This window comes from Streptomyces sp. NPDC056835 (genome assembly GCF_042789485.1).
Classification (GTDB): domain Bacteria; phylum Actinomycetota; class Actinomycetes; order Streptomycetales; family Streptomycetaceae; genus Streptomyces.
The window spans coordinates 1-16,728 of sequence record NZ_JBHUBB010000059.1 but is presented as its reverse complement, the minus strand read 5'-3'; the positions used below and the strand labels follow the sequence as shown (position 1 = coordinate 16,728).

16 protein-coding genes are annotated in these 16,728 nt (G+C 69.8%); 3 read left to right on the top strand and 13 right to left on the bottom strand.

Annotation, left to right across the window (positions count from 1 at the left end; all coding sequences use genetic code 11):
- Positions 1-204: 204 nt before the first annotated feature.
- The 5 genes from ACFRMN_RS37420 to ACFRMN_RS37400 all read right to left on the bottom strand — a co-directional run bounded on the left by ACFRMN_RS37420 (position 205) and on the right by ACFRMN_RS37400 (position 5,651).
- Complete coding sequence (locus ACFRMN_RS37420; RefSeq protein ID WP_383028697.1) at positions 205-1,863, bottom strand: uroporphyrinogen-III synthase; 1,659 nt, start codon at positions 1,861-1,863, stop codon at positions 205-207.
- Positions 1,860-2,837 (bottom strand): hydroxymethylbilane synthase, encoded by a 978-nt coding sequence (hemC, locus tag ACFRMN_RS37415; protein WP_383028695.1) that lies wholly within the window; start codon positions 2,835-2,837, stop codon positions 1,860-1,862. Before hemC ends, ACFRMN_RS37420 begins: the two co-directional genes overlap by 4 nt.
- Entirely contained in the window at positions 2,834-4,189 is a 1,356-nt protein-coding gene (locus ACFRMN_RS37410; protein WP_383028693.1) for a glutamyl-tRNA reductase, read from the bottom strand. Before ACFRMN_RS37410 ends, hemC begins: the two co-directional genes overlap by 4 nt.
- On the bottom strand, positions 4,186-5,007 hold the full coding sequence (locus tag ACFRMN_RS37405) for a redox-sensing transcriptional repressor Rex (protein ID WP_383028690.1): 822 nt from the start codon (positions 5,005-5,007) through the stop codon (positions 4,186-4,188). The genes ACFRMN_RS37410 and ACFRMN_RS37405 overlap by 4 nt, the downstream gene beginning before the upstream one ends.
- A 365-nt stretch (positions 5,008-5,372) precedes the next feature.
- Positions 5,373-5,651 carry a glutaredoxin family protein gene (locus ACFRMN_RS37400; RefSeq protein ID WP_383028688.1) on the bottom strand — a complete coding sequence of 93 codons (279 nt, stop codon included), beginning with the start codon at positions 5,649-5,651 and terminating at the stop codon, positions 5,373-5,375.
- A gap of 158 nt (positions 5,652-5,809) precedes the next feature.
- Here ACFRMN_RS37400 and ACFRMN_RS37395 point away from each other — a divergent pair, with 158 nt between their 5' ends.
- The 3 genes from ACFRMN_RS37395 to ACFRMN_RS37385 all read left to right on the top strand — a co-directional run bounded on the left by ACFRMN_RS37395 (position 5,810) and on the right by ACFRMN_RS37385 (position 9,447).
- Entirely contained in the window at positions 5,810-6,754 is a 945-nt protein-coding gene (locus ACFRMN_RS37395) for an HAD family hydrolase (RefSeq protein WP_383028685.1), read from the top strand.
- A 389-nt stretch (positions 6,755-7,143) separates the two neighbouring features.
- A complete protein-coding gene (locus ACFRMN_RS37390) occupies positions 7,144-7,938 on the top strand; it encodes an ECF subfamily RNA polymerase sigma factor, BldN family (protein WP_365749217.1) in 795 nt (264 codons plus the stop codon).
- A 285-nt stretch (positions 7,939-8,223) separates the two neighbouring features.
- Positions 8,224-9,447, top strand: a complete 1,224-nt coding sequence (locus tag ACFRMN_RS37385; RefSeq protein ID WP_383028682.1) for a DUF5667 domain-containing protein — start codon at positions 8,224-8,226, stop codon at positions 9,445-9,447.
- A 142-nt stretch (positions 9,448-9,589) separates the two neighbouring features.
- Here ACFRMN_RS37385 and ACFRMN_RS37380 read toward each other — a convergent pair whose 3' ends face one another.
- From ACFRMN_RS37380 to ACFRMN_RS37345, 8 genes are all read right to left on the bottom strand, one after another.
- On the bottom strand, positions 9,590-10,657 hold the full coding sequence (locus tag ACFRMN_RS37380; protein ID WP_383028679.1) for a lysophospholipid acyltransferase family protein: 1,068 nt from the start codon (positions 10,655-10,657) through the stop codon (positions 9,590-9,592).
- A 1-nt stretch (position 10,658) separates the two neighbouring features.
- Positions 10,659-11,696, bottom strand: a complete 1,038-nt coding sequence (locus ACFRMN_RS37375) for an NAD-dependent epimerase/dehydratase family protein (RefSeq protein ID WP_383028677.1) — start codon at positions 11,694-11,696, stop codon at positions 10,659-10,661.
- Positions 11,697-11,857: 161 nt separating this feature from the next.
- Entirely contained in the window at positions 11,858-11,956 is a 99-nt protein-coding gene (locus ACFRMN_RS37370) for a 30S ribosomal protein bS22 (protein ID WP_003948845.1), read from the bottom strand.
- 187 nt (positions 11,957-12,143) lie between these two features.
- Positions 12,144-12,356, bottom strand: coding sequence for a helix-turn-helix domain-containing protein (locus tag ACFRMN_RS37365; RefSeq protein WP_014046653.1), 213 nt, complete (start codon positions 12,354-12,356; stop codon positions 12,144-12,146).
- A gap of 128 nt (positions 12,357-12,484) precedes the next feature.
- Positions 12,485-13,300 (bottom strand): phosphatase, encoded by an 816-nt coding sequence (locus ACFRMN_RS37360; protein WP_383028675.1) that lies wholly within the window; start codon positions 13,298-13,300, stop codon positions 12,485-12,487.
- Positions 13,301-13,520: 220 nt separating this feature from the next.
- Positions 13,521-14,693, bottom strand: a complete 1,173-nt coding sequence (locus ACFRMN_RS37355) for an acetoin utilization protein AcuC (protein WP_383028672.1) — start codon at positions 14,691-14,693, stop codon at positions 13,521-13,523.
- Positions 14,662-15,867, bottom strand: a complete 1,206-nt coding sequence (locus tag ACFRMN_RS37350) for an MFS transporter (RefSeq protein ID WP_383028670.1) — start codon at positions 15,865-15,867, stop codon at positions 14,662-14,664. The genes ACFRMN_RS37355 and ACFRMN_RS37350 overlap by 32 nt, the downstream gene beginning before the upstream one ends.
- 102 nt (positions 15,868-15,969) lie before the next feature.
- Positions 15,970-16,614 (bottom strand): HAD family hydrolase, encoded by a 645-nt coding sequence (locus ACFRMN_RS37345; RefSeq protein WP_383028668.1) that lies wholly within the window; start codon positions 16,612-16,614, stop codon positions 15,970-15,972.
- Positions 16,615-16,728 lie beyond the last annotated feature (114 nt).

Below are 16,728 nucleotides of genomic sequence, written 5' to 3'. Positions count from 1 at the left end.
CCCCGCCCCTTTACCGACACCACGACCGGCAAACCGGCGCCGGAGCGGCCCGCGGAAACGACCGCGGGGCCCGGCCGCCTCGGCGACCCGGCCCCACATCGTTCAACGCGCCCGCCCGGCACGCGACGCCGCCCACCTGTCCGCGCGGCCTCTTGCTCGTCTCCGGCGGCCTCTTGCTCGTCTCAGGTCGTACGGCCACTCGTCTCAGGTCGTACGGCGCCTGCGGCTGCCCGGCCTGCGCTCGCTCGGCCGCGTGACCGATTCGCCTGCCTCCTTCGCGGCCTCGCGGCGCTGCGTGCCGAACGCGGCGAGCGTCTCGGCCAGCTTGTGCACCGACGGCTCCGGCGAGAGGACGTCGACGCGCAGCCCGTGCTCCTCCGCGGTCTTCGCCGTCGCGGGGCCGATGCACGCGATCACCGTCACGTTGTGCGGCTTGCCCGCGATACCGACCAGGTTCCGCACGGTCGAGGACGAGGTGAAGAGCACGGCGTCGAAGCCGCCGCCCTTGATCGCCTCGCGGGTCTCGGCCGGCGGCGGCGAGGCGCGCACCGTGCGGTACGCGGTGACGTCGTCCACCTCCCAGCCCAGCTCGATCAGCCCCGCCACCAGCGTCTCGGTGGCGATATCGGCGCGCGGCAGGAACACCCGGTCGATCGGGTCGAAGACCGGGTCGTAGGGCGGCCAGTCCTCCAGCAGCCCGGCCGCCGACTGCTCGCCGGACGGCACCAGGTCGGGCTTCACCCCGAAGTCCACGAGCGACGCGGCGGTCTGCTCGCCCACCGCGGCGACCTTGATCCCGGCGAAGGCACGGGCGTCGAGCCCGTACTCCTCGAACTTCTCCCGTACCGCCTTCACCGCGTTGACGGAGGTGAACGCGATCCACTCGTAGCGGCCGGTGACCAGGCCCTTGACCGCGCGCTCCATCTGCTGGGGCGTACGCGGCGGCTCGACCGCGATGGTCGGTACCTCGTGCGGGACCGCGCCGTACGACCTGAGCTGGTCGGAGAGCGACGCGGCCTGCTCCTTCGTCCGCGGGACGAGCACCTTCCAGCCGAACAGGGGCTTGGACTCGAACCACGCGAGCTGGTCGCGCTGCGCGGCGGCGCTGCGCTCACCGACCACGGCTATGACGGGCTGGTGTCCCTCCGGGGAGGGCAGCACCTTCGCCTGCTTCAGGATCTGCGCGACCGTGCCGAGCGTGGCGTTCCAGGTGCGCTGACGGGTGGTCGTACCGGCGACGGTGACGGTCATCGGGGTGTCTGGCTTGCGGCCGGCCGCGACGAGTTCACCGGCGGCGGCCGCGACCGAGTCCAGGGTGGCGGAGACGACGACCGTGCCGTCACTCGCGCCGACCTCGGTCCAGCACCGCTCGCTGGCGGTCCTGGCGTCCACGAGCCGTACGTCCGTCCCCTGCGCATCGCGCAGCGGCACCCCGGCGTACGCCGGCACACCGACCGCGGCGGCGATGCCGGGGACGACTTCGAAGGGAATGCCCTCGGTGGCGCAGGCGAGCATCTCCGTGCCCGCGTCGCCGTCCAGCCCCGGGTCACCGGAGACCGCACGCACGACCCGCTTGCCGCCCCGCGCGGCCTCCATGACAAGATTGGCCGCATCCCGGATCGCGGGGATCCCGGCGGCCGCTGACACATCGTCAACGACCGTCAGCGCAGGGGTGTGCACACCCGCCCTGGCATGGCTGCGTACGACTTCGAGCACATCAGGCTCGGCGATCAGTACATCCGCCCCCGCGAGCGCCTCGACGGCGCGGAGTGTCAGCAGACCCGGATCTCCGGGTCCGGCACCGAGGAAGGTGACGTGCCCCGATGCGGAGCAGGCTGGAAGGTCAGAGGTGGTGGGGCTCAAAGTGCTCGCTCCCCCATAAGACCGGCCGCACCCTTGGCGAGCATCTCGGACGCGAGTTCGCGACCGAGCGCGATGGCGTCGCCGTGCGACGTGGGTACGGGACCGGTGGTGGACAGCTGCACCAGCGTCGAGCCGTCGGTCGTGCCGACGACGCCGCGCAGGCGCATTTCGTTGACAACCTGTCCGTCGGCCAGCAGGTCGGCCAACGCACCCACGGGTGCGCTGCAGCCGGCCTCCAGGGCGGCGAGCAGGGAACGCTCGGCGGTCACGGCGGCCCGGGTGTACGGGTCGTCGAGCTCGGCGAGCACTGCGGCGAGGTCCACGTTGACCGCGGCGCACTCGACAGCAAGGGCCCCCTGGCCGGGGGCGGGCAGGACCGTGTCGACCGACAGGAACTCGGTCACCTCGTCGATCCGGCCGATGCGGTGAAGCCCGGCGGCGGCGAGCACGACTGCGTCGAGCTCCCCGCTGCTGACATAGCCGATCCGCGTGTCGATGTTCCCGCGGATCGGTACGGTTTCGATGACGCGGCCGTGGTTGCGCGCGTACGCGTTGAGCTGCGCCATCCGGCGCGGCGACCCCGTACCGACCCGGGCGCCCGTGGGCAGCTCCCCGAAGGCCAGCCCGTCGCGCGCGATCAGCACGTCCCGGGGGTCCTCGCGGCGCGGCACGGCGGCCAGCGTCAGATCGTCGGGCTGGGTCGTCGGCAGATCCTTGAGGGAGTGCACGGCGAAGTCGACCTCGCCCGCCAGCAGCGCGTCACGCAGCGCGGTGACGAAGACGCCCGTGCCGCCGATCTGTGCCAGATGCTCGCGGGAGGTGTCGCCGTACGTGGTGATCTCGACCAGCTCCACCGGCCGCCCGGTCAGCTCACGCACGGCGTCCGCCACCTGGCCGGACTGTGCCATGGCGAGCTTGCTGCGCCTGGTTCCGAGCCTCAGCGGCTTCTCGGGCCTCAGTGCCTTCTCGGTCATACTCGCCCTCTGCCTACACCGTCGGTGTCATTCAGGTCGGCCCGGCTGACGGCGGCGACCGTCTGCGGGTCGAGGTCGAAGAGTTCGCGCAGCGCGTCCGCGTACCCGGCACCGCCGGGCTCGCCTGCCAGCTGCTTGACCCGCACGGTGGGCGCGTGCAGGAGTTTGTCGACGACGCGGCGCACGGTCCTGGTGATCTCGGCGCGCTGCTTGTCGTCCAGCCCTGGGAGCCTGCCTTCGAGGCGCGCGACCTCGCTGCTCACCACATCGGCGGCCATGGCGCGCAGCGCGACCACGGTCGGTGTGATGTGAGCGGCGCGCTGGGCGGCGCCGAAGGCCGCCACCTCGTCGGAGACGATGGTGCGTACCTGATCGACATCGGCGGCCATGGGGGCGTCGGCGGACGCCTCGGCCAGCGACTCGATATCCACGAACCGGACCCCGCCGAGGCGGTGCACGGCGGCGTCTATGTCCCGGGGCATGGCGAGGTCGAGCAGGGCCAGCTGGGTCGTACGGCTGTGCAGCGCCGTCTCGACGGCGCCGGCGGTCAGCACCAGACCGGTCGCGCCCGTACAGGACACGACCACATCCGCGCGGGGCAACTCGTCGGCGAGTGCGTTCATGTCCACGGCGCGCGCGAGGACGCCCGTGGAGCCGGGCTCGGTCAGGATCTGTACGAGCCGGTCGGCGCGCGCGGCCGTGCGGTTGGCGATGACGATCTCGTCGACGCCGAGGCGCGCGAGTGTCGCGGCGGCCAGCGAGGACATCGAGCCGGCGCCGATCACCAGCGCGCGCTTCTTCTTGGCCCAGGCGTCCACGGCGGCGCCGGTGGCGAGCTGCTCAAGACCGAAGGTGACCAGCGACTGCCCGGCCCGGTCGATCCCGGTCTCGCTGTGGGCGCGCTTGCCGACCCGCAGGGCCTGCTGGAAGAGGTCGTTGAGCAGCCGGCCCGCGGTGTGCAGCTCCTGCCCCAGCGCCAGCGCGTCCTTGATCTGTCCGAGGATCTGGCCCTCGCCGACGACCATCGAGTCCAGCCCGCAGGCCACCGAGAAGAGATGGTGGACGGCCCGGTCCTCGTAGTGCACATAGAGATACGGGGTGAGCTCTTCCAGGCCGACGCCGCTGTGCCGGGCGAGGAGCGTGGACAGCTCGGCGACCCCGGCGTGGAACTTGTCGACGTCGGCGTACAGCTCGATGCGGTTGCAGGTGGCGAGGACCGCGGCCTCGGTCGCGGGCTCCGCGGCGAGCGAGTCCTGCAACAGCTTGATCTGTATGTCGGTGGCAAGGGACGCCCGCTCCAGCACACTCACGGGTGCGCTGCGATGGCTCACTCCGACGACGAGGAGGCTCATGCCGGCATCACCGCGGGGACGTCCCCGTCGGGTCCCTTCCGGCTCGCGGCGCTGCCCGCCTCCGGCGCGTCCACGTCCACATCCGCGGCGTTCGTGTCCAGGGCGTCCGCCGCGCTCCCGCGCCCGGCGGCCGGCGCCGCTTCCGCGGCGGCCCCCTCACCGGCCTTGCGCTGCTCGTGGAAGGCGAGGATCTGCAGCTCGATGGAGAGGTCGACCTTGCGTACGTCCACCCCGTCCGGCACGGAGAGCACCGTCGGCGCGAAGTTGAGGATCGAGGTCACGCCGGCGGCGACCAGCCGCTCGCAGACCTGCTGGGCGGCGCCCGCGGGGGTCGCGATGACCCCGATCGAGACGCCGTTGTCGGTGATGATCTTCTCCAGCTCGTCCGTGTGCTGGACCGGCATCCCGGCGACCGGCTTGCCCGCCATCTCGGGATCGGCGTCTATCAGCGCCGCCACCCGGAAACCGCGGGAGGCGAACCCGCCGTAGTTGGCGAGCGCGGCGCCGAGGTTACCGATACCGACGATGACGACCGGCCAGTCCTGCGTCAGCCCCAGCTCGCGGGAGATCTGGTAGACGAGATATTCGACGTCGTAGCCCACACCCCGCGTCCCGTAGGAACCGAGGTAGGAGAAGTCCTTCCGCAGCTTGGCGGAGTTGACCCCGGCCGCGGTCGCGAGTTCTTCGGAGGAGACCGTGGGTACGGAACGCTCGGACAGAGCGGTCAGCGCCCGCAGATACAGCGGAAGCCTGGCGACGGTGGCCTCGGGGATTCCTCGGCTACGGGTCGCCGGTCGGTGAGTTCGGCCAGTTGCCACGGTGCTCCTGCGGGATGAGCGAGGCTGCAGGCGGTCGTATGTCCCTGGACCGCCCCGTCGAATGCAGGTTATGTCTTTGTGAACGCGTGCACAAAGATTGTGTCCGCTTTGTCCGAGCAAAGTGACCGGGGTCACGCGCGTCGATCCCGCACGAACGGAACCGCACACCGCGCCAACCCGTTGCACACACGAAGGGGGCAAAACCGCACACACTCCTCACGAATACGCCCCCGAGACCGCTCCCCTTGTCCTGCCGGGACCGATCCCCGGACGCCCGGCGACACCTCGGGACCAGTCTCCCGGCCCGGAGCATGATCACCAGAGAAAACCCAGCAAAGCGCCCACGATCGTAACCGTCTTTCCCTTCAGCCCCCCAGTTCACGGCGGAGCCGATCTGCGTCGACCCGCCAGAATGTGTGCTGCTCCCCGTCCACCAGGACCACCGGAATCTGCTCCCAGTACGCGCGATGCAGCGTCTCGTCCTGCGTAATATCCTTTTCCTCCCATGATGCTCCGGTCTCCGCGCACACCGTTTCGATCACGGCGCGGGCGTCGTCGCAGAGATGGCACCCGGGTTTCGAGACGAGCGTCACCATCCGCTCGCCGGTCTTCTTCTTCGTCTTACGTCGCAGCAGAGGACTCATGCGGCTATTCTCCGCCCGCGCCACGCGCGGCGGCGCTGGTCGTCCACAGCCGGGACAGGATCACGCGATCAGCGGATTAACGCACCGGCCGTGGAGAGTTCACTCCACGGCATCCCCACACGTCGGGAAGTACCGAACAGACTGGCTATGCTCACGATATGGCCGCACTGGGATGGCTCACCCCCCGCAAGCGCTCCGCCACCGCACGGAGCGTGCTCGCAGGCGAGGCCGCAGCCGAGGCGGGACTCAGGTCCACGCAGGAGTCGCACGCGGCGTCGGAGGCCGAGGCCCCCGCCAAGTCCGACGAGGTGCCCGACTTCCCCGTCTTCGGCGACAACCGCGCCGCCGCCTTCTTCGATCTCGACAACACCGTGATGCAGGGCGCCGCGATCTTCCATCTCGGCCGCGGCCTGTACAAGCGGAAGTTCTTCCAGCGCCGTGAACTCGCCCGGTTCGCCTGGCAGCAGGCCTGGTTCCGGGTGGCCGGGGTCGAGGACCCCGAGCACATGCAGGACGCCCGCGACAGCGCCCTGTCCATCGTCAAGGGCCACCGGGTCTCCGAGCTGATGTCCATCGGCGAGGAGGTCTACGACGAATACATGGCCGACCGGATCTGGCCCGGCACCCGCGCGCTCGCCCAGGCCCACCTGGACGCCGGGCAGCAGGTCTGGCTCGTGACGGCGGCGCCCGTCGAGACCGCCACGATCATCGCCCGCAGGCTCGGCCTGACCGGCGCCCTCGGCACCGTCGCCGAATCGATCGACGGCGTCTACACCGGCAAGCTCGTCGGCGAACCGCTGCACGGCCCCGCGAAGGCCGAGGCCGTCCGCGCCCTGGCCGCCGCCGAGGGCTTCGACCTGGACCGCTGCGCGGCGTACAGCGACTCGCACAACGACATCCCGATGCTCTCGCTGGTCGGACACCCGTACGCCATCAACCCGGACACCAAGCTCCGCAAGCACGCGCGCCGGCTGGACTGGCGGCTGCGCGACTACCGGACCGGCCGCAAGGCGGCCAAGGTCGGCATCCCCGCGGCGGCCGGAGTGGGCGCCCTCGCGGGCGGCACGGCGGCCGCGGTCGCCCTGCACCGCCGCCGCCGCTGACCCACCACCCGCGGCCCGGCCGCCCGGCCGCCGCGAGTCCGGCCGCAACGAGAGACACGCCCCGGAGACACGCCGCCGGGAGATAAATCGACACGTACGGCCCTGCGGGAGTCCCCGCAGGGCCGTACGTACATCCGTCACTCAGGCACAACCCATCACGAGAGCAGGCAGATCTTGACGCAATCCGATCAATAAATGGTCACGATGTGCGACTAGATACGCCGCATAGGCGTCATGGAAGCGACGTAATCGATGATTTGAGCAACTGGGTGTAGCACTGCCTGTACGAAGCGTTATTCTCCTCAGACGCATACCGGACCCCACACGTCGCCACGACGAGTGAACGGTCCCGCACTGCACGTGATGGAAGCTCTGCCTCTGGGAGTCCCGTGTACCCACACGTCGGGGTTGACGCCTCGGGCCTGGCTACGCTGCGCGCAACGGTCCTCGACCACTTGCGCGGCTTCGTCCCCACCGCGTACGCCGTCCCCGCCTTCGCCGCACCGGCCCCTGCCGTGAGCGGCCCTATCGGTCCTTGTTATGCCCTGGCGAGCGGCGGTGCGGCGGTCGGCAGACGGGGAAGCCGAAGCAGCACCGCCGCCTCGACCACCGCCCGTCGGCCCAGCGCCGACAGCGACAGCGCCCGCATGATGGAACTCGTCGAGCGCGCCCAGGCCGGTGAGGCCGAGGCCTTCGGCCGGCTGTACGACCAGTACAGCGACACCGTCTACCGTTATATCTACTACCGCGTGGGCGGGAAGGCGACCGCGGAGGATCTCACCAGCGAGACGTTCCTGCGCGCACTGCGCCGGATCTCCACCTTCACCTGGCAGGGGCGCGACTTCGGCGCCTGGCTGGTCACGATCGCCCGGAACCTGGTCGCGGACCATTTCAAATCGAGCCGTTTCCGACTCGAAGTGACCACGGGCGAAATGCTCGACGCCAACGAGGTGGAGCGCAGCCCGGAGGACTCCGTCCTGGAGTCCCTCTCGAACGCGGCGCTGCTCGAAGCCGTACGCAAACTCAACCCGCAGCAGCAGGAGTGCGTCACACTGCGCTTCCTGCAAGGTCTCTCGGTCGCCGAGACGGCCCGCGTCATGGGCAAGAACGAAGGAGCGATCAAAACCTTGCAATACCGAGCCGTACGAACACTGGCCCGGCTGCTGCCCGAAGACGCCCGCTGACCCGCTGACCGCCGCTGTCCCCCCACCCTCCACCAGCCGGCCGTCCCCCCTCTGCCCGCCCCCACCTCGGACCCAACTCACAGTCGGTGACGCCTCGATGACGCCCTGGTCCGATCATCCTTCGCGCGTAACCCATGTGCCGCGCCGCTCGTTGTGCGGGATGCAGGCTCCCTGCGGTCACGCCATGCCCGCAGCCACTCACTCAATCGTGTGGATGTGCTCAAGGCGTGCAACCTTCCGGACCCCCAGGGGAGTCGATCGTCATGACGAGAGGAGGTGCCGCCAGTGATCGCGAACGTTTCGGCACACCGGCGGGCGAACGCCTTCGCCCAGGCCCTGGAAGACCAGACGGTCCAGGGCGCGGCGGCCGAACAGCCCGCCGAGTCGGCCGAACCGGCCGAACAGGGGCGGCTGTTGGCCCTGGCGAGTGGTCTCGGTGAACTGCCGAAACCAACGCTGGACCCCGAGGTCAAAATGGTGCAACGAGCACAGCTCGTGGCAGCCATGGAGGCCATGCTGCTGGAGGGCACAGCCGCCGGGGGGGCGACTCCGGGCCCTACGGTGCCGGAGCAGCGCAAGTCCGGACGGGGCGCCCACCGGGCTTCCCGCCTCCGGAGACTGCGCCCCAGATCCCGCTGGTCCAAGAGCCTCGCGGCGGGCGGGCTCACAGTCGGTGTGGCGGCGGGCGCCTTCGGCGGAGTCGCCGCTGCCAGCTCCGACGCCCTGCCCGGTGACTCGCTGTACGGGCTGAAACGAGGAATGGAGGACTTCAAGCTCAATCTGGCGGACGACGAGTCCGACCGAGGCGAGCTGTATCTGGACCACGCCTCGACCCGGCTCAGCGAGACCCGCCGGCTGATGGAGCGGGGCCGCTCCGGCCGGCTCGACCACGAATCCATGGGCGAGATCCGGCGCACGCTGAGCGGGATGAAGCACGACGCCACCGAGGGCCACCGCCTGCTCCATCAGGCATACGAACGGGACGGCTCACTCGGCCCGATCGCCACCCTCTCGTCGTTCTCCGCCTCGCACCGCCAGGCCTGGAACGGGCTGCGCGAGCGGCTGCCCGTCCAACTGACGGACGTCGGCGACGAGGTCAGTTCGGTGTTCGACGCCATAGACGAAGAGGTCGCTCCGCTGCAGTCACTGCTGCCGCGCCCGCCGGAGAAGCAGGCGGGAGCCACACACCCCGGCTCCACGCCCGACTCCACCGGCTCCGGCCATCCCAGCCATCTCTCGCCCTCCGCACCGAGCGAGGGCGGCGGAAGCGGCTCGCACACCGACGACCGGCCCGACCCGTCCGCGCCGGACTCGGACAGCGTGTCCGAGGAGGGCCTGCTCGGCGGCGGCCCGGGCGGCCTGCTCGACCCGCCGCAGAGCAGCGTCACCCCGTCCCCGTCCGAGAACCAGGACAGCTCCGACCGTCCCGGACCGGACATCACGATCCCGCCGCTGCTGCCGGATCTGCTGCCCGGGCTCGGCTTCAAGGCCGAGGACGCGGATCAGTAACCGTCGGCGGATGTACAGCTGAGGGGCGGTGCTCCAGCGGAGCACCGCCCCTCGTGCGTGCGGTCCTACAAGTAACCGGGCCTACAAGTGACCGGGCAGGCGAGCGACCGGGCAGGCTAGTGACTCGGAAGACACCGACCGTTCAGAAGAACACCGACCGCCGCTGCACCAGCAACTTGTAGAGCGTGTGCTGGATCTGCTCGCGGACCTGATCCGTCAGATTGAACATCAGCATCGGATCCTCCGCCGCCTCGGGCGGATAGCCGTCCGTCGGGATCGGCTCACCGAACTGGATCGTCCACTTCGTCGGCAACGGCAGCATCCCCAGCGGCCCCAGCCAGGGGAACGTCGGTGTGATCGGGAAGTACGGCACGCCCAGCAGCCGGGCCAGCGTCCGCGAGTTGCCGATCATCGGGTAGATCTCCTCGGCGCCCACGATCGAACAGGGCACGATCGGCGCCCCCGCGCGCAGCGCCGTCGACACGAACCCGCCCCGGCCGAACCGCTGAAGCTTGTACCGGTCGCCGAACGGCTTGCCCAGCCCCTTGAAGCCCTCCGGCATCACCCCGACGACCTCGCCGCGCTGGAGCAGTATCTCGGCGTCCTCCGCGCACGCCAGGGTGTGCCCGGCCTTCCGCGCCAGCTCGTTGACCACGGGCAGCACAAAGACCAGATCGGCCGCCAGCAGCCGCAGATGCCGGTCCGCCGGATGGTTGTCGCGCACGGCGACCTGCATCATCAGCCCGTCCAGCGGCAGCGTCCCCGAGTGATTGGCCACCACGAGCGCCCCGCCGTCCGACGGGATGTTCTCGATGCCCTTCACCTCGACCCGGAAGTAGTTCTCGTAGATCGGCCGGATCAACGACATCAGGACCTGGTCGGTGAGTTCCTTGTCGTACCCGAACTCGTCGATGTCGTACTCGCCGGTGAGCCGTCGGCGCAGAAACGCCAGCCCTCCCGCGAGCCGCCGCTCCCAGCCCCCCTCGGGGACCGGCTCCGGTTCCGACGACACTTCCGGCGACAGTTCCGGTGACGGTTCCGGCTCCGGTACGGGCACCAGCGGTCCCGGCTCGGGTACGGGACCCGAGACCGCCCCCGGCACCTGCGGGCGCTTCGGAGCGCCGTCCCTGGCATGCTGCCGCCGGCCGCCGGCGGATCCACGCCTCGACCTCGGTTCATCACCGAAGGGGATGACCTTGGCATCAGCCATGTCAGTCGCGCTCCTTGCTGACGAGAGTGGAGAGCCGGTCGACAGTACGGGCCACCGCCTCGGGCGGCAGCAGCCCGGCGCCCCGGCCCCGCGCGAAGTCCGCGAAGGCCTCCGCGGTCGTGAACCGGGGCACAAAGCCCAGTGTGTCGCGCATCTGGTCGGTGCTGACCACCCGGCCATGGGTCAGCAGCCTGATCTGTTCCGGCGCGAAGTCGGTCATCCCGACCGTACGCAGCGCCGTACCGACCCAGGTCACGGCGGGCAGCGGTACGGGCACCGTGGGCCGCCCCAGCCGCCGTGAGCACTGCGAGAGCAGCAGCACGCCCTCACCGGCGACATTGAAGGTCCCGCTGTTGAGCGTCCCGCGTCGCGGCTCGTCGGAGGCGATCAGCAGGATGTCGACCACATCGTCCTCATGCACGAACTGGAGCCGCGGGTCATAACCGAAGACCGTCGGCAGCACGGGCAGCGAGAGATATTCGGCGAGCGGGGAATCCGCGGCGGGCCCCAGGATATTCGCGAAGCGCAGCACACAGACCGCCACATCCGGTCTGCGGCGCGCGAACCCGCGTACGTATCCCTCGACCTCCACCGCGTCCTTGGCGAAGCCGCCGCTCGGCAGCGATTTGGGCGGCGTGGTCTCCGTGAAGACCGCCGGATCGCGGGGCGCCGAACCGTACACACTCGTACTGGACTTGACCACCAGCCGCTTCACCGTCGGCGACTTCTGGCAGGCGCCGAGCAGCTGCATCGTGCCGATGACATTGGTCTCCTTGACCGCGGCACGCCCGCCGGAGCCCAGCGGAGTGCCCGTCACATCCAGATGGACGACGGTGTCGACTCCGTGCTCGGCCAGAATCCGCGCGATAACCGGCTGCCGGATATCCGCGCGGACGAATCGCGCCCCGTCCAACTGATGCGCGGGCGGTACCACGTCCACGGCGATGACCCGGTCCACATCGGAATGGCGCTGAACGCGCCGTACGAAACGGCCGCCGAGCTGACGGGCCGCTCCTGTCACGAGCACGACCTTGCCCAAGATCAGCGCCTTCCCCTGAAAGTCTCCGTGGGCGCCACCGTATCGGGTCGGAATCGCTCCACGGTGACCGCACGACGCGCCACACCGTTTCTTTGACCGGCAAACACCGCGGCCCTCCCACCGTGTCGGTGGGAGGGCCGCGAATGCACGAACAGCTGCCGCTACTTCTTGTTGCGACGCTGAACGCGGGTGCGCTTGAGCAGCTTGCGGTGCTTCTTCTTGGCCATCCGCTTACGCCGCTTCTTGATAACAGAGCCCACGACTACCCTCGCTCACTTCTCTTTACTCGGTGCGGGGCGTCTGGGCCCACACGACCTACGTCGGCCTAGCCTACCCGCCGCCGAGTGAGGGACGTAATCCGAGGGACACCCGAGGTGATTCTCCCGGCGTCACGCACCCCGTCGCGGCACTCGCCGCGACGGGGAACGAGCCGTACGGGTCTCGGCATCACGCAGACTCGACCCCCACAAATGACTCGCGGAGGTACTCGTGAACCGCTTGCTCCGGAACCCGGAATGACCTGCCCACCCGGATCGCCGGCAGATGACCGCTGTGCACCAAGCGGTACACGGTCATCTTCGACACTCGCATCACTGAGGCGACTTCCGCCACGGTAAGGAACTTGACCTCGTTGAGAGGCCTCTCGCTGCCAGCAGCCATGACCCACCTGTACCTTCCGCACGCGACGGCCACCGGCTTCCCCTCCGGTAACTCTTCGTCGCTGTGCGCTCACTCACCAGACTAGGGGCGGGTGATGCGAGTGGGGAAGAGGAGCAGCCTTCAGCCGCCTACTGTGACAGACACGCCCGATTGAGTACATAGCGCGTAAGCGGCCGGTAGTAATCAGACCGCACGGCGTCATCGAGGGGAACGGCGACCGACACCCGCCCCTCCGCCTCCCCGACGAACAGCGCGGGGTCGTCCGTATCGGCGAGACCGATGGCCTCAATGCCCAGCTGACCTGCCCCGCAGACCCATCCGTGATCCCCCACGACCAGCTCGGGCAGCGGGTCTCCGGACTCCGCCACCCCCTCCAGAGCCACCCGGACCGGCAGTGGTGAATGGGTGTGCGCGCCGGTCTCGCGCCCGGCGCATCGCACGCCTGGCTCCCGCATCAGCGCGACTCCCCGTACGTAGTCAAGGTTGTACGTACGTACCCCGAACCGGGTCGTTATGTCGACACATCGCCCCTGCGCGGGAGTGAGGACGAGACATCCCGCCGCCGACAAAGCGTCTGCCAGCTCCGCGTAGAACCCGAGCAGCCGATGCGGATGCCCCGTCCCGAGCAGCACCGGAGCCCTCCGCTCCGCCACGGCGCCCAGCCGTCCGGCGAACGCGTCCAGCGCGGTCAGCGTCCGCTCGGGATCAATGACGTCAGGACCCGTCACGTGATCGGAATCGGCGGAAACTCCACACTTGTCGGCCATGAGCTTGAGCAAGTCCTGCTCATTCCATGCCCATTCCGGATCGAGTCCGAGCGTCACGCGTGGATCGCGTGCGGCGAAGAGACGGTAGCTGCGCAGACTCGCCTCGCGCGAGGTCGTCACGGGTCCGGCCAGTCTGGCCGCCAGCAGATGCGCCCGCAGCGCTCCGGTGCTCAACACCCGGTCGATCCTGCCGCTTACGGCACTCCGGCGGGCTGGAACCCCGGATTCACCGCACAGTTGGCGTAACGGCGAACCGCGGCGGAGACGGCGAGGCCCGGTGACCGCGAGCCAGGTGACCATGAGCCAGGTGACGGACCGGTGGTCGCTACGTCGCTGTGCCGCTACGTCGCTGTGCCGCTGTGCCGCTATGCCGCTATGCCGCTATGCCGCTATGCCGCTACGCCAGCAGCCCCCGCAGCGGGAACACCGCCTTGCGCGTCGCCAGCACCGCCTGGTCCAGCCGGTCCGCCGGATCGTATCCGGCCTCCCACGGCTGCCAGGCCGGCGTCCGCCCGTCCGTCATCCGCCCAGGACCCAGCTGCCGCGTCCGCGCGTACACCTCGTCCTGCCAGGACTCCGGCACCTTCGACAGCGGATCGATCGGCGCGTGCGCGGCGATCCCCACCAGATGGGTCCAGGACCGGGGCACCACGTCGACGACCGCGTACCCGCCGCCGCCCAGCGCGACCCACCGCCCGCCGTCCACATACTCGTGCACCAGGTCATGGCAGGACGCCTGTACCGCACGCTGCGCGTCGAGCGACACCGCGAGATGTGCCAGCGGATCCTCGAAATGCGTATCCGCGCCGTGCTGTGTCACCAGCACCTGCGGCCGAAAGTCCGCCAGGAGTTCGGGCACCACCGAGTGGAACGCCCGCAGCCAGCCCTCGTCCCCCGTCCCGGCCGGCAGCGCCACATTCACCGCACTGCCCTCGCCCGCGCCGCCGCCGGTCTCCTCCGCCCAGCCGGTCTGCGGGAAGAGCGTCCGCGGGTGCTCGTGCAGCGACACCGTCAGCACCCGGGGGTCCTCCCAGAACGCCGTCTGGACACCGTCCCCGTGATGCACATCCACATCGATGTACGCGACCCGCTCCGCGCCCAGCTCCAGGAGCCGCGCGATCGCCAGGGCCGCGTCGTTGTAGATACAGAACCCGGACGCCGCGCCGGGCATGGCGTGGTGCAGCCCGCCGGCGAAGTTCACGGCGTGCGCGGTCTCCCCGCGCCACACCGCCTCGGCCGCACCGACCGACTGCCCGGCGATCAGCGCCGACGCCTCGTGCATCCCCGCGAAGGCCGGGTCGTCCGGCGTGCCGAGGCCGTACGACCCGTCGGCAGCGCGCGGATCCAGCGAGACCCGCCGTACCGCGTCCACATACTCCTGCTGGTGGACGAGACGTAGCGTCGAATCCCCGGAGGCCGGCGCGGCCACCACGTCCGCCGCCCGGTCCAGCCCGTACGCCCGCACCAACCCCATGGTCAGCACGAGCCGTACGGGATCCATCGGGTGGCTGGGCCCGAAGTCGTATCCCGTTACTGCGTCATCCCACATCAACCGTGCGCGGGTGCTCATGCCCGCCACCGTATCGGTCCTGCCGCGCTCCGAACGAGCGGGCGTACACGAGCGTCACCAAAACCATCACCATCGGTACGAGCATCGCACCCCGGTAGTTCCACAGGTCCCCAACCGCCCCCACCAGCGGCGATCCGATCAGGAACCCCACGTAGTTGAAGATATTGAGCCGGGCCACGGCCGTGTCACTCGCGGCGGGAAACAGTCGTCCGGCCGCCGCGAACGTCTGCGGCACGATCACACACAGCCCGAGCCCGAGCATCGTGAACCCGAGGATCCCCATCCAGGCGGCGGACGCCACCGCCACCACCGCGAACCCGGCCCCCGCCAGCAGCGACCCGCACCGCACGACGGCCACGGGACCGAAGCGCCGCACGCCCAGATCCCCGACCGCACGCCCCAGGAGCGTGGTGACCATATAGGCGTTGTACGGAACGGTCGCCAGCTCCTCCGAGCTGCCGAGGACGTCCTGGAGGTACTTGGCGCTCCAGTTCGACACGGTGGAGTCACCGATGTACGCGAAGGCCATGACGAGACAGAGGGGCAGGAGCAGCTTGAACGCCACCGGCTTGCTCGCGGCGCCCGCCGAGTCGCCCGCCCCGGCCGAGTCGGCGTGGGCGTCCGCGTACCACCGGCTGCCGATCAGCGCGGCCGGCAACAGCACGGCCACCACCGGGAGATACGACACCAGCAGCGACAGATTCCAGTGCGCGCCGGCCCAGGCCAGTGAGGCCCCGGCGATCCCCCCGAGGCTGTACGTGGCGTGGAAGCCGAGCATGATGCTCCGGCCGTACGCCCGCTGAAGACTCACCCCGAGCATGTTCATCGACGCGTCGAGCGCACCGACCGACAGCCCGAACGCCGCCAGTGCGATGCCGAGCTGCCATACCTCGCCACCGGCCCCGGCACCGAGGAGCGCGAGCAGTACGACGGGCTGCGCCCATCGCAACACCACCCCGGGCCGCGCCCGCGCGACCAGCTTCTCCGTGCCGACACTGCCGACGCCGGCGAGGATCGGCACGGCGGCGAGGAAGACGGGGAGGAGCGCGTCGGATATCCCGTACCGGTCCTGGATGGCGGGGATACGCGTCACGAGCAGGGCGAAGGTCACCCCCTGGACGAAGAAGCTCAGCGCCAGAGAGAGCCGACCGTGCCGCAATCGCGCGTCTGTCATGGCCGGACAGCGTAGGACGCTCCTCTACCCAGGGGTAGATGGATCACACAACGGATCCCCCAACGGATCCCGCAGGAACTCCACGGCGGACCGGGGAACGGATCAGCCAAGCAGTCCGGGCAGTTCGGCCATCCCGCTGAAGTATCCGGTGGCGCCAGGGAGCTGATCGGCGGGCGTCATCGCCGTGAACGCGTACACATCCATGCCCGCGGCCCTGGCTGCCCGGACCCCGAGGGGGCTGTCCTCCACCACCACGCAGCGCTCGGGCGCCACACCCATGCGCTCGGCGGCATGAAGGAAGAGGTCGGGCGCCGGCTTGCCCCGCCCGACGTCCTGCGCGCTGAAGATGACGCTGTCCTCGAACCACCGGCTCAGCCCGGTCTTCCGGTGCCCGACGCGGATCCGCTCATGGCTCCCGGAGGACGCGACACAGTAGGGCACCCCGTCGCCGGCCAGCTTCTCCAGCACCTCGGTCACACCGTCGACCGGCTCCAACTCCCGCTCGAAGGCGGCGAAGACACGGGCGTGCAGGATGTCGTCGAAGTCCCCGGGCAGAAGACGACCGGTCCGCTCCTTCACCAGGTCATGGACGCGATGAACGGCGGCTCCCATGTAGTCCCGAAGGGAGTCCTCGTAGGAGGTGGGATGGCCGAGCTCGGTGAGATAGGCGGCCAGGATGGTGTTGGAGAGCGGCTCACTGTCGACAAGGACACCGTCATTGTCGAAGATGATCAGTTCGTAGTGCATGTACCGAGCCTAATACGGACCCCAGAACGCAGAAATGCCCCGCACCAGAAGGTGCGGGGCATTCCCACAATAATTGTTCGGCGGCGTCCTACTCTCCCACAGGGTCCCCCCTGC